The 15448-nt window shown below is 66.3% G+C and carries 15 protein-coding genes; 7 read left to right on the top strand and 8 right to left on the bottom strand.

The window, feature by feature from the left end; genetic code table 11:
* Positions 1-48: 48 nt before the first annotated feature.
* The 7 genes from ACIQLF_RS12805 (at position 49) to ACIQLF_RS12835 (ending at position 7467) form a co-directional block, all read left to right on the top strand.
* Positions 49-1971, top strand: coding sequence for a hypothetical protein (locus tag ACIQLF_RS12805; RefSeq protein ID WP_400298848.1), 1923 nt, complete (start codon positions 49-51; stop codon positions 1969-1971).
* Positions 1968-2348: a GntR family transcriptional regulator gene (locus tag ACIQLF_RS12810; protein WP_400298851.1), complete on the top strand. Its 381-nt coding sequence runs from the start codon at positions 1968-1970 to the stop codon at positions 2346-2348. The genes ACIQLF_RS12805 and ACIQLF_RS12810 overlap by 4 nt, the downstream gene beginning before the upstream one ends.
* Before the next feature lie 167 nt (positions 2349-2515).
* A complete protein-coding gene (locus ACIQLF_RS12815; RefSeq protein WP_400298854.1) occupies positions 2516-3319 on the top strand; it encodes a thymidylate synthase in 804 nt (267 codons plus the stop codon).
* On the top strand, positions 3316-3888 hold the full coding sequence (locus tag ACIQLF_RS12820; RefSeq protein WP_400298857.1) for a dihydrofolate reductase: 573 nt from the start codon (positions 3316-3318) through the stop codon (positions 3886-3888). The genes ACIQLF_RS12815 and ACIQLF_RS12820 overlap by 4 nt, the downstream gene beginning before the upstream one ends.
* On the top strand, positions 3885-4124 hold the full coding sequence (locus tag ACIQLF_RS12825) for an NF038396 family protein (RefSeq protein WP_400298859.1): 240 nt from the start codon (positions 3885-3887) through the stop codon (positions 4122-4124). The genes ACIQLF_RS12820 and ACIQLF_RS12825 overlap by 4 nt, the downstream gene beginning before the upstream one ends.
* 188 nt (positions 4125-4312) lie before the next feature.
* Entirely contained in the window at positions 4313-5431 is a 1119-nt protein-coding gene (gene asd / locus ACIQLF_RS12830; RefSeq protein ID WP_400298862.1) for an aspartate-semialdehyde dehydrogenase, read from the top strand.
* Between the two features lie 311 nt (positions 5432-5742).
* Complete coding sequence (locus ACIQLF_RS12835; RefSeq protein WP_400298865.1) at positions 5743-7467, top strand: DUF222 domain-containing protein; 1725 nt, start codon at positions 5743-5745, stop codon at positions 7465-7467.
* A gap of 73 nt (positions 7468-7540) precedes the next feature.
* Here the strand turns inward: ACIQLF_RS12835 and ACIQLF_RS12840 are convergent, their stop codons facing one another.
* The 8 genes from ACIQLF_RS12840 to ACIQLF_RS12875 all read right to left on the bottom strand — a co-directional run bounded on the left by ACIQLF_RS12840 (position 7541) and on the right by ACIQLF_RS12875 (position 15206).
* Entirely contained in the window at positions 7541-8677 is a 1137-nt protein-coding gene (locus ACIQLF_RS12840) for a winged helix DNA-binding domain-containing protein (protein ID WP_400298868.1), read from the bottom strand.
* 36 nt (positions 8678-8713) lie between these two features.
* Positions 8714-9790, bottom strand: a complete 1077-nt coding sequence (locus ACIQLF_RS12845) for a UDP-N-acetylmuramate dehydrogenase (protein ID WP_400298871.1) — start codon at positions 9788-9790, stop codon at positions 8714-8716.
* Between the two features lie 107 nt (positions 9791-9897).
* A complete protein-coding gene (locus ACIQLF_RS12850; protein ID WP_400298874.1) occupies positions 9898-11163 on the bottom strand; it encodes an MFS transporter in 1266 nt (421 codons plus the stop codon).
* A 59-nt stretch (positions 11164-11222) separates the two neighbouring features.
* The gene (locus ACIQLF_RS12855) at positions 11223-11663 is read right to left on the bottom strand and encodes a MaoC family dehydratase (protein ID WP_400298877.1); all 441 of its coding nucleotides are present in this window, start codon (positions 11661-11663) and stop codon (positions 11223-11225) included.
* A complete protein-coding gene (locus tag ACIQLF_RS12860; protein ID WP_209998636.1) occupies positions 11663-12112 on the bottom strand; it encodes a MaoC family dehydratase N-terminal domain-containing protein in 450 nt (149 codons plus the stop codon). Before ACIQLF_RS12860 ends, ACIQLF_RS12855 begins: the two co-directional genes overlap by 1 nt.
* 58 nt (positions 12113-12170) lie before the next feature.
* Entirely contained in the window at positions 12171-12446 is a 276-nt protein-coding gene (locus ACIQLF_RS12865; RefSeq protein ID WP_400298881.1) for a hypothetical protein, read from the bottom strand.
* A 33-nt stretch (positions 12447-12479) separates the two neighbouring features.
* Positions 12480-13415 carry a DUF2797 domain-containing protein gene (locus ACIQLF_RS12870; RefSeq protein ID WP_400298883.1) on the bottom strand — a complete coding sequence of 312 codons (936 nt, stop codon included), beginning with the start codon at positions 13413-13415 and terminating at the stop codon, positions 12480-12482.
* Positions 13416-15206 carry a hypothetical protein gene (locus tag ACIQLF_RS12875; RefSeq protein ID WP_400298885.1) on the bottom strand — a complete coding sequence of 597 codons (1791 nt, stop codon included), beginning with the start codon at positions 15204-15206 and terminating at the stop codon, positions 13416-13418. It abuts the gene before it with no gap.
* Positions 15207-15448: the final 242 nt, after the last annotated feature.

Below are 15448 nucleotides of genomic sequence, written 5' to 3' on the forward strand. Positions count from 1 at the left end.
TCAATGCATTGATACATTGAGACAAAGTTCATTCCAGGGGGTTCCTTTATGATGGGCGCAGCTACGGCCGCGGGTCTCGGTTTGGCCATGTCGGCCATGTTCATTTACCTGGTGCTCAGGGCATTTGCCGGCAACCCGGCGGCACTGAACAGCACCGAGGGCGTTTCACGCCACGCGCTCTGGACTGCCGTCATCGCATTCTTCGCCAGCGGAACCGCCGGCCTGGAGAACCTGTGGACAAACAGGGAACCATTTGCCGCCGACTCCGGCTCCTTCGAGAACCTCGCGGTACATGCGGCGGCACCCGGCTTCTGGCTCGGCGTGATCTACCTGATCGGGCAGTACACCTGGCCGAGGCACCTGCAGCCGGTCCGCTCGGCTTCCCTTGAGGTACGCAGCGTCAAGAAAGTCGTGCCCAAGTACCTTGCCGGGGCATTGCTTCTTGTCACGATCCTCAGCGCCGCCGCTCTCACCGTCGCCTGGAACGATTCCGGGGCCCCCTCACGCACCGGAAACGACGGTTACGGCTGGAGTACGGAAAACGGCATGTACGACGGCGAGTTTGACGAGTCCGTGAACCCGGTCAACCAGCCCTACGGCGGGGCAACGGACGAGTTCGGCAACCCCGTGGACTCCGACGGGTACGTCCTTTCGGAGGACGAGATCGCGGAGATGAACGCGAATGCCGCGCCGGAGGAGGTTCCCGACATCCCAAGCATCGACGGCACCAGGCCAGGCTCCCTGGTGGGTCCGTATCTAGCCGGAGGGTTGGCGCTGGTTCTGGCCAGCGTCGTCGGAATCACCACGCTGGTGATCCGCCGCCCGCCCCTGCAATCCCTGGACGCCGAAGAAAACGACGCGCTGCGTGCCGTGTGGATCAACAGGTTGCTGCGTACCGCCGTGATCGCCGTGTCGGGTTTCGGCACCATGTCCCTGCAATACGTTGCCCAAGGAATCAGGGCCCGTGCAACCTGGGACACGCCCCCGGATGTTCACGGCCTGGGCGGCAGCCACGCCGAAGCCGCTGCCAACTGGCTGATGGGCGCCAGCGCCGTCTGGATGCTGCTGGTGATCGTCGCAATGGCGGCGTGGGCGCCACCGCGGCTGAACTTCGTGAACTCCGCGCAGGCGAAGGGCCTGCCACTGCAGTCGGCCGCGTACTCCAAGGCCCGGGATTTCCTCATCCTGGCCCAGGGAGCGGGCGTAGTGCTGGCCGGAATCATCCTCGTCGTCGGTGGCACGCTTTCCGCGTACTCCGCCGGATCGTTTGAAAGCAACGCCATCTCGGTGCAGCTTGATGGCAGCGAGCCCGCAAGCGATGCAGGGCCGTTCGCTGCGATCCAATACGGGGCAGAGCGGCTTCACGAGCTCTCCACGGGCTCGCTGCTCTTGCTATCCATGGCCGGGCTGTACCTGCTGGTGCAATTGTTCGCCGCAGTCATCGTCAAGAGCCGTCTGGGCAGCCGGATCGAGCTGACGGAACCGCGCACGGCATTGCTGCCGCTGTGGTTCACCATCGTGGTCTACTGTGCTTTGGCCATGGGATTGGCTTCCGGCACGAACTTCATCTTCAACGCTGCGTCTGGGACGGAAATTGCCGCCACGTGGATGCTCGGGATCGTTGCCGTCACGGCAGCGCTGGCCGCACTGCTGTACCGGACAGCTGCCCGCCGACCGGCACTCGAGGGCGCAAGCGAGCTGGAAGACTTCGAACTCCGGGTTGTCATCGCCCACCGCGGGGCCCGCCTGCTCGGCGGGGTGTCGCTGATTGCCGCAGGCATCTTGGCAAACCCCAACTACCTGGTCCAGACCACGTTCTCCGGCTACACGGACTACTCCAATAGCAGTGGATCTTCCGCCTTCCAGCTCATTTGCATGGCGGTGGGCATCGCATTGTGCTTCCTGCCGGCCTCCACCGCGTATTCGCGGCGGGCTTCCAAGCCCCGCACGGGCGTAGCGGCAACCGCATGAGTACCCTGATCACAGTCGACTTGCGCGACGCCACTCCCCCGTATGAACAGATCCGCGCGCAGATCGCCTCGCTGATCGCCGTCGGCCGGATCTCCGACGGATCGCGCCTGCCCACGGTGCGGGCCCTGGCTTCCGACCTGGGCGTGGCCACGGGCACCGTGGCCCGCGCCTACAAGGAGCTCGAGGCTGCAGGGCTGATCGAAAGCCGACGGCGCCTGGGCACCGTCGTCACCCACTCCTCCCCGGCCGTCGACGGGGCAGCCGACTCGCCGCTTGAGGCAATGATCGACGAACTCATCGGCGAAGCAAGGGCCGCGGGCATCGAGGACGACACCCTGATTTCCCTGCTCCGCGGCCGGCTACGCGCCTCGGACTAACCACTCTGCACCCGGAAGCGGCACTGGACTGGCGCTCATTGGATGACGCCATCAGCCATACTCGAGCCAGGTTTGCCGCTTTGGCTTTCGTAGTGATCATCAGCGCATTTCACGTGTTCACGTCACACGTCGCCGGCTGAATCGCCGTGCCCGACTAGACTTAGCAGGTGACGATTCAAACCCCATACGAAGACTTGCTGCGTGAAGTCCTGGCCCATGGCACCGCCAAGGGCGACCGGACCGGCACCGGCACCTTCAGTGTTTTTGGCCGCCAAATGCGCTTTGACCTGTCGGAATCCTTTCCTCTGATCACCACCAAGCGCGTCCATTTCAAGTCCGTTGCCGTGGAACTCTTGTGGTTCCTGCGCGGGGACTCGAACATCTCCTATCTTCAAGAGAACGGCGTGAAGATCTGGGACGAATGGGCGGATGCCGAAGGTGAACTCGGCCCGGTGTACGGCGTGCAGTGGCGCTCGTGGCCCACGTCCGACGGCCGACACATCGACCAGATCTCCCAGGTCATGGATTCGCTGCGCGAGAACCCCGATTCCCGCCGCCACATCGTCTCTGCGTGGAACGTCTCGGAGATCGAGAACATGGCACTGCCGCCATGCCACGCCTTCTTCCAGTTCTACGTCGCCGATGGCAAGCTTTCCTGCCAGCTCTACCAGCGCAGCGCCGACATGTTCCTGGGAGTCCCCTTCAACGTTGCCTCCTACGCATTGCTGACACGCATGATGGCCGACCAGCTGGGCCTTCAGCCCGGCGAGTTTGTCTGGACCGGCGGCGACACCCACATCTACGCCAACCACTTGGAGCAGGTCAAGGAACAGCTCACCCGCGAGCCGTACCCGTACCCGCAGCTGCGCATCACGCGCACCCCCGATTCAATCTTCGACTACACGATCGACGACTTCGTCATCGAGGATTACCGACACCACCCGACGATTAAGGCCCCCATCGCCGTATGAGCAACCTGAATTCCAGCGCCGGACACCGCGCCGAGACCACCATCCCCGAACGACTGGGCATGATCTGGGCGGAGGCCGCCAACCGCGTCATCGGCTTGGACGGGTCCATGCCGTGGCATCTGCCCGAGGACATGGCCCACTTCAAGCGCACCACGATGGGCCACCCTGTCATCATGGGCCGCAAGACCTGGGAATCGTTCCCGGAAAAGTTCCGTCCGCTGCCCGACCGCACCAACATCGTCATCACCCGCGACGCCTCGACCCATGCCGCTCTGAGCGCCGCGGGCGCAACCCCCGTTTCCTCCCCGGAGGAAGCACTCCAGGTTGCGCGCGCCAGCGACGGCGCCGAGGAAATCTGGGTCATCGGCGGCGGGCAAATCTACGCGGCCCTGGCACCGAAGGCCAACCTGGCGATCGTCACCGTCATCAACGACAGCCTGAAGGGCGACACCACCGCCCCGGCACTGGACTCGGCCTGGACCAAGGCCATGAGCGAACCGGACAACGGATGGCTCAAGTCGGCCAACGGCACCGAATACCGCATCGAAGCATGGGAGCGCGGCGCGTGAAGGACAGCCTGAAGGCGCTGAAGACCAACCCCGAGGCACTCTTTGTCCTGGGCTACATGTTCTTCCCGCTCTTTGCCCTGATCTTTGCGGCACTCGGCCTGTTCCTTATCTTGACCGGTTCCAAGATCATGGGCCTGGTCCTGCTGCTCACACTGACCCAGTTCTTTGCGTTCAGCTCACTCTGGGCCGTCGGCGCGCGCAAAAAGCTGCTGGCCGAGGAAGACAAGAAGCCGTAACGCCGGAGTCGCCAGAACACCGCACCATGAAGGACGCCGTGCCCGAGGGATTTTTCCCCTTCGGGTGCGGCGTCCTTCGTTTGCTGACGTGGCATGTCCCGGCAACCCGTGCCCCGGCAACCGCACGGTGGCACCCGTGTGGCGTAACCAACTCCCCAATCGCGGACCCGAACCCTTAAGATGGGACCATGACTTCTTCCGTTGGCTTTGTCGGTTACCGCGGCATGGTTGGCTCTGTTCTGATGCAACGCATGCAGGACGAGGGCGACTTTGCGAATCTCGATCCAGTGTTCTTCTCCACGTCCAATGCGGGCGGCGCGGCCCCCGCATTCGCCGAAGGCGCGCCTGCACTTCAGGATGCCTACGACCTGGACACCCTTGCCAAGCTGCCGATCATCGTCACGGCCCAGGGTGGGGACTACACCAAGGCCGTGCACGGCGACCTGCGCGCACGCGGCTGGGACGGCCTGTGGATCGATGCAGCTTCCACGCTGCGCATGAACGACGACTCGGTCATCGTGCTGGACCCGATCAACCGCAACGTCATCGACGCCTCGCTGGCCTCGGGAACCAAGGACTTCATCGGCGGCAACTGCACGGTTTCGTGCATGCTCATGGGCCTGGGCGGGCTGTTCAAGAACGGCCTGGTCGAGTGGGGAACCGCAATGACCTACCAGGCTGCCTCCGGCGGCGGCGCCCGCCACATGCGCGAACTGCTCACCCAGTTCGGCACGATCAACGGCAACGTCTCAGCGGATCTCGACGACCCGGCTTCGGCGATCCTCGAGATCGATCGCAAGGTCCTTGCCACCCAGCGCGGCGGACTCGACGCTTCCCAGTTCGGCGTGCCGCTGGCCGGTTCGCTGATCCCGTGGATCGACTCGGACCTGGGCAACGGCCAGTCCAAGGAAGAGTGGAAGGCCGGGGTCGAGACCAACAAGATCCTTGGCACCACCGACGCCAACAAGATCATCATGGACGGCCTGTGCGTGCGCATCGGCGCCATGCGCTCGCACTCCCAGGCCCTCACCCTCAAGCTCACCGAGGACCTTTCGGTGGCCGAGATCGAGAAGCTGCTGGCCGAGGACAACGAGTGGGCCAAGGTCGTTCCGAACACCAAGGAAGCCACGGTTGACGCGCTGACCCCGGTTGCCGCATCCGGCACCCTGGACATCCCGGTGGGCCGCATCCGCAAGCTCGAGATGGGCCCGCAGTACATCTCGGCGTTCACCGTCGGCGACCAGCTGCTGTGGGGTGCCGCCGAGCCGCTGCGCCGCATGCTCTCGATCGCGCAGGGACGCCTCTAGTCCCTCGACGGGGTTTCCGAACAAGAATTCATGCCGGGTTCCGGCGGCCTTCCCAGGTTTTGGGAGGTCGCCGGGCCCGGCATTTCTTGTGTGGCCGGTGTGAGCAGAACGAGGGGACAAGTCACCACAGCGCCGAGCCGAACCCATGCGAGGTCATCCATGGCGCCGCAACCGGTAATCGGGCAAAGACTGGCGAACGCCATACTGGATTCCGCATCATGTTTTGTCCGGGGCCTTGTCCCGAAGAACACTTATCCACAGTCCGGCACCGGCTCGCCCACGGCCACGCGCATTCATCCATGCTGGTTCCCATGGGCACCCAGCAGGAACTCACGGGCAGTGTCGTGGCGGCAATCACCGCGGCCCTCGACTCCCCACCGGATCAAGATGACGCCGGCCAGGGGTTGCGCCTACTTGCGATCCTCAAACCCGTCTTCAGGGAACTGCTCGAACGCGCCGCGCACTCCATCGGCCCTTCACAGGTCCGCGCCGCAGTATTCATCGCTCTGACCGAGGACTTCTACCGAATCAGCGGCTACGGACAAATCCTCGCCGCGGCTCGCGCCACCGATGCCAGCCTGCATACAATCACCGAAGAACCTCTGGCGGAGCTGAACCAGATCCTCGCCGACCCCGCCGAATTCCTGGCTGGTGAACGCCGACTCCCGGCGGATGCGACCAACGCTCCGAACCGCAAATCCCTGTACCGCGATGAGGCCGAGTTCCTCAAGACCCAACAGAACCTCACCCATTTCCAGGCCATGCACCGCATGGAAACCGCCACGAATTTGCTCCCCCACACCGGCTACAACGGCAAACCCGTACCGCCAAAATTCCCGCAGCTGGGCAGGGTTTTCCGTGAAGCGACCGCCGATCCCACGGCGATCGCGGGCCTGGCCAGGAAGCTGGAGGGCATGCGTCCTGAAATTGAGCTGCAGCCAAAACCGGAGGCGGTCGCACGGCACTTCGAGGCCGAGCTCGCCAACGCCGTATCTACACGCAACTCCCAGGGAACCAACACGTTGCTCAAGGACCAGGCCAAACGCCTGAATAGCGGGATGGTGGAACGCTGCGAGGACAACGAATCAAGGTTCACCGGTGCCTACTACCTGGGGCACACGCACAAGGGTTACGAGTACAAGATCATCACCAATGCCGAAGGCCACGAACTACTTGCCACCGCCGCCGATCTCCTGAACAACCCTAAAACCCAGGCCGGCACTCGTCCCGTTCCTTCCGCGGAGCCCGCCACCCCGCGACTGCCCATCCCGGAATGGGCAGTCGACCCCAGCACGCCGATCGACCAACGCCCACTGTCCGGGCTTGAAGACCTCTCCGGCTCCATGCCCAGCATTGGCAATCAGTCGGATCCGGGCATCGAGGTCCTGCCCGGGGAGACTCTCGACCAGGCCTATTTCCGGCAGCGCGCCGTGCGCCTGCACCAGTTGCTGATCGATTCACTCCGCATCGCCACCGGTTCCGATACAACCACCGGCACAGCCAACGCCGAGGACACCGGCGAGCAAATGCCGATGAGGCCGCACTTCACCCTCGCTGTCACCATAGACTTCCAGACCCTGCGCGGCGAACTGGAAAACGCGGGGGTCACCGACCACGGCGAGGACATCTCGGCATCCAATTGCCGGCGCATCGCCTGCAATGCGGGAATCATCCCGATTGTGCTCAACGGCGACCGGGTTCCCTTGGAGCTTGGCAGGACCAGACGGTATTTCAATCGTGCCCAGCGCCGTGCCATCGCAGTGAGGGACAAGGGATGCTGCAATCCGGGGTGCTCGATGCCGGTGAACCGGACCGAGGCGCACCACCTCGACGAGTGGAACGCCGGAGGCAGGACCGATGTATCCCGCGGCTGCCTTTTGTGCGTACGATGCCATGTGGCCCACCACGCCGGGCACTTCCGCGTCGTGATGCTCAAGGGGCTGCCCCACGTCATCCAGCCGAAATCTGTAGACCCGTTGCAGATACCCAGGCGCAACTGGATCTTCCACCCCGCCGCCCAACCGCTGGCCGCTTGAACACCCCCTGCCGCTTGGTGCCACCCCGCGCGTTGGATGAGATTGCACCTTGCAACCCATGCAAACCACAGAACTATCCGGCGCGGAAATCCAGGTACCCGGCCATGGAAGAGTTCATGCGATGCATATGGCTTGCGGACGTCTGCGCGAAAGGCACCGCCACGGCAGAACGTTCCTTGCCCGTGGTCTCCACCTGCCAGGTGCCGACGGTTTGCCCGCCGCTGACCAGAGTCCGGCGGAAGACGCCGTTACCGCCCGGGGCGATGGCGTCCGAATGCTCCGGGGCGAGCGTGGCCGTGCGGTCCTTGTAGCCGAGCAGGAACTCGTCGAACCCCGGCAATGCGAGCACGCTGCGCGCCCCGGGGGCGTCGTCCCACAGCGCATCGATTTCCGGCGCAAGATGGTAGACGCTGCCGCCGAGTTCGCGGGTGGCCAGCTGGTCGCCCATGGTCTTCAGCGCGGCACGCACGGGCGTCAGCCCGAGGCCAAGCCACCAGGCGCAGTCGGCAACCGTCGCCGGCCCGTGCGAACGGAAATAGCGCAGGACAATCTCCCGCACGGCATCCTCGGGGTCCATGGCGGTTGCTTCGGGGCCGGCCCCGGGCGACCATTGGCTGCTGTCCATGAACAGCTGGCGGGTGCCCGATCCAGGTTCCATCCGACCCTGCACCAGTTCGCCGCTGAGGCTCAGGGCGACCAGCAGGTGGTAGCCGCGCTGGCCGGAAACATCCGACCCGGCGGCGGACATTGCTTCCATCAATGCGGACCGGCTGGCTCCGGCGGTCGCGCAGCGTTCCACGACCACCGGCAGCAGGGATTCGAGTTCCGCCTCCGTGATGTTTTCCCGCCGCCAGGTTGCGGCGGCCTGTGCCCGCATGCGCGGCGCGGTGACACCCAGCAACGGACGGAGCATTTTCGGATCCAGGAACATGAGCGTGCCGCGGGCTCCCCAGGAACGGACCACGCCGCCGGATTCGAGGGCCGCATGGACCTGGGCCAGGGTGCTGCCGGGAAGCCGGACGCCCAGCGCCCAGCAGGCCTGCACCAGGTCCTGGGCCTGCATCATGCCCATGCGCCGGACCACGTCGGCCGGGGTGCGCGCGGGCTCGGAGCCTGCCGGGATCCCGGGCAGCAGGCCCTGTGCGGCCAGTCGCAGCCGTGCCAGACGGAGCCTGTCGCTGCTTGCCATCGGGGCGGGTGCTGTAGCCATGGGGTCGGGCTCCCGGGTTGTTGGAGGTTGCAGCCGTTAGAGGCTGCAGCCGATCAGCAGCGGTTCGTTGTGCAGTTCGATGCCGAAGCGTTCCTTGACGCCGGCGCGCACGGCCCGGGCGATGGCCAGGATGTCATCGCTGCCCGCTCCCCCGCGGTTGGTGATCGCGAGCGTGTGCTTGGTGGACAGCGAGGCGCGGCCGCCGGCCACGTCCTCGCCGGCGATGCCGGGCAGGCCGTAGCCCTTGCCGAAGCCGGCGCGGTCGATCAGCCAGGCCGCGGAGAGCTTGATCTTGCCCGGCTCGGCGGCCGGGAAGTTCGGTGCGCCCTCCGGCAGCGATTCCAGCACGGAGGCGTCCACGATCGGGTTGGTGAAGAAGGACCCGGTCGAGTAGGTGTCGCGGTCGGCCGGATCGAACACCATGCCCTTGGAGGCACGCAGTGCCAGCACCTTGGTGCGCACCGCGGCGGCGTCGGCCCGCTCGCCCGCCTCTACGCCCAGGGAGTTGGCAAGTTCCTTGTAGCGGACCGGTGCGGAGTCCGCGCGGCGCTCGAGCGCGAAGCTGACCGAGAGCACCACGTATTCCGGGGAGCCCTCGACGGTGGTGCGCTTGAGCAGCGAGTCCCGGTAGCCGAAGCCCAGGCCGGCGCTGCCGAAGTGGGTGGTGCGGCCGGTGGAGCGCTCGAACACGCGGACTTCCAGCAGGCTGTGGGCGACCTCGGCCCCGTAGGCGCCGACGTTCTGCACCGGGGTGGCGCCGGCCGAGCCGGGGATGCCGGAGAGTGCCTCGAGGCCGCTGAGCCCGGCGGCCAGGGTCTGCGCGACGGCGTCGTCCCAGGGGTGGCCGGCCGCGATGTCCACGCGGATGCGCCCGTCGCCCAGTTCCCCGGCGATCTCCACCCCGCGCGATTCGATGTGCAGCACCGTTCCGTCGTATCCGGCATCGTCGATGACCAGGTTGGAACCGCCGCCGATGATCAGCAGCTTGTCCCCGCGGGAATCCGCCCCGGCCACGGCCGCCACGATCTCTTCCTCGGTGGCGGCGCGCACCAGGGTGCGGGCCGGGCCGCCGACGCCGGTGGTGGTCATCTGGGAGAGCAACGGGGTGTTCACTGTTTCTTGCGCCTGTTCTGGGAATGCCTGCCGGCGCGGATGCCGGCGGTCTGGAGATCGGTGGTGGGGAGATCCCTGGCCGTGCCGGGACCGGCCGACAGCGGGGTCTACTCTTTGATGGTAGCCGCGCCGGTGGCCGATTGCCCGTCGGGCCCCGGCTCCGGCACGGGTTCTGGTTCGGGCGTGGAATCCGTTTCCTGGGCCTTCTTGCGCTCCGGGGCCGTGGCGCCGGCCAGCATGAAGGACATGACCACCAGCACCCCGACGGAGGCCAGTGCGTTGAGCAGGCCGATCCGGTCGGCCAGCAGGCCCAGCAACGGGGGCCCGCCCAGGAACGCGCCGTAGCCGATGGTCGAGACCACCGAGACCCGTGCCGCGGCCCGCATGGGGTCGTCGGACGCCGCGGTCATCGCGATCGGGAAGCTCAGCGCCACGCCCAGCCCCCACAGCGCGAGCGCGACCATGGCCATCTGCAACGACGGGCCGAAGACGAAGAGCAGCAGCCCGGCCAGCGCGCTTGCCGCGGAGACCCGCATGACGAGCGCCCGCCCGAAGCGGTCCAGGATGCGGCCGCCGAGCATCCGCGCCACGGTCATCGCGGTCACGAACACCCCGTAACCCAGGGCGCCGACGGTGTTCGCCGAGCCGTAGCCGTCGGAAAGCGCCAGCGCCACCCAGTCGCCCGCGGCGCCCTCGGCCAGCGCCATGCCCAGCACCAGCAGGCCCAGCACCAGGGTGCGGGGTTCGCGCCAGGCGGCAGCCAGCAACGCCTTGTTGGAGGGGCCGCTGCCGGTGCTTGTGGTTTCCGGGTGGAAGGTGCGCGCGCCACCGTGGACCAGCAGGACCACCGCCAGCGCCATGAACCCGAAGTGCCAGGCGATCGACAGGTGGATTGCCGCGCCAATCGCCCCGGCCGCGGCACCGACCACGGTTCCGATGGAAAAGAAGCCGTGCAGCGCGGGCATGATGCCCTTGCCCAGCGCCCGTTCCATGGCCGCTCCCTGGACGTTGGAGGCAACGTTCCAGCTGGCGGTTCCCATGCCCTGGAGGGCCAGCGCCAGCCCGGTCAGCGCCACGGAGCCGAAGACCGCCGAGGAGATGCCCGCAGCCGCCATGGCCAGCGACGCGAGCGTCGCGCCAAGCACCATGGTGCGTTTGGATCCCAGCCTCATCACGATGAAGCCGGAGGCGGAGACGGACAGGAAGGAGCCTGCGGTCATGCACAGGAGCAGCAGGCCGACCTCCCCGTGGCTCAGCCCCAGCGCGTCGCGCACCGAGGGCAGCCTGGCCACCAACGTGGAGATGACAAGCCCGGAGGCGAAGTACGTGGCGATCACGCCGTTGCGCCAGGGCAGCACCTCGGGGTTGGCCACGGCCTTCACCGGCCGCGGCCTGGCCTGGCCCGTCTTGGCGCCGGGTCGGGATCCGTTGCTCAGAACTGCACCAGGGCCTGCGCCTTGACCAGCACCTTGGTGCCTTCGAGCGTGACCGTCAGGTCCACGCGCGCGGTGCGCGCTTCCTCGTCCAGCGCGCCGATGGCGCCGCTGATCTCGACGGCGGTGCCCTCGTGCTCGCTCGGGTTGCTGCCGGCCGGGTCGGCCACCGGCACCGGCTTGGTGAAGCGGGTCTGGTAGTCGATGACGGCACCCGGGTTGCCCACCCAGTTGCTGACCAGCTGCACGGCCGAGCCCATGGTGAACATGCCGTGGGCGATGACGCCGGGCAGCCCGACCTCGGTGGCAAAGCGTTCGTTCCAGTGGATCGGGTTGAAGTCCCCCGAAGCGCCCGCGTAGCGAACCAGGTCCGCGCGGTTCACGTGGATGGTGGTGGAGCCGATGTCCATGCCCTTTTCAAGGGTTGCAAAGTCGATCATTACTGGTCCTCTCCGCGTACCAGAAGGGAGGAAACCGTCGTTGCGACCTTGTCGCCTGCGGTCGTGGTGATTTCCGAACGGGTGGTGATCATCGCGCCGCCGCCCATGGCACGGACGGTGTCGACGTGCAGTTCGGCGAGCAGTTCGTCGCCGGCGACGATCGGGCGGTGGTGGGTGAAGCGCTGGTCGGCGTGCACCACGCGGGAGAAATCGATGCCGCTGGCAGGGTCGGCGATCAGCTGCGCGTCGGCGCGCTGGGCGACGATGATGGCGAACGTCGGTGGGGCCAGCAGGTCGGCATGGCCAAGCTCGGCCGCGGCGGCCAGCTCGAAGTGCGCCGGGTGGGTTGCCTTGACGGCGGCGGCGAATTCGCGGATCTTCTCGCGGCCGACCACATAGGGATCCTGGGCCGGGTAAACGCGCCCGGCCAACTCGGGATTGATGCTCATGGGGTGGTTCTCTCCTGGGCAGGTGTTTGGGAAACGGGGGGGTAATGCGGGTGGGTCGCTAGGGCTTCTTCGTGCGCTCACGCCGGGGACGGCCGGCCGGAACGATGCCCTGGGAGATGCGCCAGGCCTTTGCGTCGCGGGCACGCACCGTCATGCCGACGAGGTGGGTCAACACTCCGACCCCGATGATGCCGACGGCCGTGTACATCAGCGGCTGGTTCTTCATGTTGGCACCGATGATTGCCAGGATGATGCCGGTTCCCGAGATGATCATCGACCCGAAGGCCAGCTTTTTGTAGAGTCCGGAAGAGGCTTCCCAGGGAGTATTGGTCATGGGTCAATCCTAATTCAGATGCGCGGGCGAAAATCAGAACAATGCCGACTGGATCGCCGGGGATTCCGTCACGTATTGGCCCAGCACTATTTTCCGGCCCTTGAGCAGAGAGGCGTCGGCCACAAAGAGGTCCGGGGCATCCCCCAGCCGCACCCCGAGTCCCTGTCCCAGGACCGCCGCCACGGTAAAGCCGTGCTCGCCGACGGCCAGGTCGGCAGGGTAGGGCTGCAGAGCGTTGGCTTCCCATCCCTCGAGCAGGGCCGCCGCCTGGGCCGGGGCCTCCCATGGCTCGTCGACGACGTGGAAGGTTTCATCGCCGGAGTTCGGCAGCGAGGCGAGGAGTTCCCTCACCTGCGATGCCCGCTCGCTGGTTGCGCCGTCCAACGCGGCGAAGCTGGTGCGGGAGCCAAGCAGGCCGCGCACCTTTGATTGCGCACGCACCTGCTGCGTGAAGCCCAATTCCCTGGTCACCAGGTCTTCCAGGATGCGCACCTGCGCGCCATCCGCCGCGAGGCCGACGTAGCGGGCGCTGACGGCCCCCTGCTCGGCCAGCCTGCGCCATTTGCTGGGGTTCGCCGCGGTGCCGATCTTGCTGACCCCGTGCGCAAAGGATGCGACGTACAGCCAGTGTTCCTGCATCAGGTAGTCCCGCAACCCGGCACCGGCGCGCCCGGAGCGGTGGAAGTCGTGCATGGCCCGGGACTGGTCGGCCGCCTCGCAGGACTCGCACTGGGTTCCGCGCTGCACCTCGGCACCCGTCGGGCAAGGAACCTGGGTTCGGTGCGTCCGGTCATGGACCAACTGGTGGCCGAGACACCATCGCCCGGGCAGCACGTCAAAGCCGAGCTCGGCCCCGTTGTCCAGGGCGATGCCGCGGGCTTTGTCGTTTTCATCCCGCAGGGCCAGCTTGGGGGTTCCGGGTTCGGCCGGCCAAGAGATACCCCTGCACAGCAGCGCTTGGTCTTGCATTTAGTTGTGCAGCGCCGTGGCCACCGCGGCCGTCGCATGCAACCATGCCCGGCGGCTGGCAGGACGCAGCCCGTCAAAACGGATCTGCCCCTTCACCAGTGCCGCGTCGTACGGGACCGTCACCACCGAGCGGGCCAGACGGCTGAACCCGTGGGCGATCCGGTTAAGCTGGTCGCTGTTCCCCTGCGGTTGGTGCTGGGAAACGATCACCACGGCGTTCTTCGCGAGCTCCGCGTAGTGTCCCCCGCGCTTGGCCAGGGCTTCGAGAAGGAGAGCGCCGGCCTCGGCGTGTTCCTCCACCGTGGTGCTGGCGATGACCAGCTGGTCGGTGTGGTCGATCATTCGCATCCAGCGCTCGGCCGATTCGTCATTGCCGGAGTCGACGATGGTCAAGGAGAAGAAGCGCGAGACAATCTCATGCATCACATCGAAATCCGCCGCATTCACGTGCTGTTCCGAAGCCAGCAGCGTCGGGTCGGTGCGCAGCACGCTGTAGCAGTCCTCGGGCTGGTAGTGCACGTAGTCGTGGATGATCGGGTTCCCGACCCTGGTGTCCTTGAGCTTGGCGGCCGCGGCCAACAGGTCCATCGAATGGCGGGAGTGCGGGCCCTGGACGGTGCGCCAGCCCAGGGTTCCACGCGTCCCGTTGTTGTCCCAGACCAGGACCGGGTCGCCGCTGTTGCGGCCGAAAACCGCCGAGAGCAGCACGGCCGTTGGCGTCTTGTTGGCGCCGCCCTTGCCGTTCACCACGGAGATGGTCTTCGGCTCGTTCAGGCGGGTTCCCACCGTCCGGCGCCAGTTGCGTTCCTCGACCTCCTGGGCCGATGGTTCCATGTTGAGGCCCATGCGCGAAAGGAAACCGCGGAACCCGCGTTCGGCGCGGAACGATGTCTCGTCTTCCGGACGCAGGAAGGTGTCGCGCTCCCCCGCCCCCGGAACCATTTCCCGGAAGGCCTGGCGCCGCCCATCCGCAGTGGAAAGGTCTTCGGGCTTTGCGGAACCGGTTGCCTCGTCCGCGGCGGTGGCCGCGGCGGCCCTCAGATCGCCCGCTGCGGGTACCGCTTCGGATGCGGCGGGCTTGGCAGCCTCGGGAGCCCGCCTTGCCGCAGGCGATCCCTCATTGACGGGCGCAGGGGTGGCTTGCGCCGGTGTCGAGGCGATCTTGGCCTGAGCTGGTTGTGCCTGCTTGTCGGCAGTCTTGGGGCCGTTGACGCCTGCCTCGGAGGGCTTGGGCGCACTCGCTGCCGGCTTCACTGCCACGTTCTTGACGGTCGGGGGCGAGGGCTTTGCCATCGAGGGTGCCGACGCAGCCGGCTTTGCGCTCTCGGGCTTCGCGGTTTCTTTCAGCGCCTGCGCCTGGGAGGTCACCGGTGCAGTCGGCTTTGCGATCGGCTGCGGGGTCACGATGCCCGGCTTGGCGGATCCCTTCGTTGCCTTGCCTGGGTTGTTGGCACCTTTGGCGTTTCTTGCCGGCTTTGCCGCGGCAGAGGATGCCCCGGTGTTGGCGCTTGGAGCGCTCTTTTTGTTTGCCGGCACGGCGGGCGCCACCGGCTTCGGCGACGTGGCGGCAGCGGACTTGCGACCCTCTTCGCGCTTCGATTCCGGGATCGAATCAAATTCGTCCCGCGGCTCTGAAATCCCCGGCGCCTTCTTGTCCGCGGCACCCTCTTGGCCCCCCGAATCCTGTTGCTCCTGGCGCGCGCGTCGAAGTGATGCACGGGTCGGGAACTCTTGGTTGACGTCGGCCTGGGGCATGCGCTTGGTCCTCTCATAAAGGTTCATGGTCATCACGAGCGCATACTCTCATTGGAGTTTCATAGAGCTGCAAGGCACCTATGACCACAGATTTCGCACTTCTTCCATCTTATCGGGGAGCACCATGGAACCGGCGGATTACCCCGGCATGGCTCCCCCGCGTACCGAAGTAGGAAATGATTTCTCCAATGGCTAGCCTTGGTATTGACCAACCGTGTGGCATTGGCCACACGGGCATTCAACGAACGGGACAGCTCTTGGATTTCTTCGCCACCGCC

The organism is Paeniglutamicibacter sp. NPDC091659, from assembly GCF_044756805.1.
Taxonomy (GTDB): domain Bacteria; phylum Actinomycetota; class Actinomycetes; order Actinomycetales; family Micrococcaceae; genus Paeniglutamicibacter.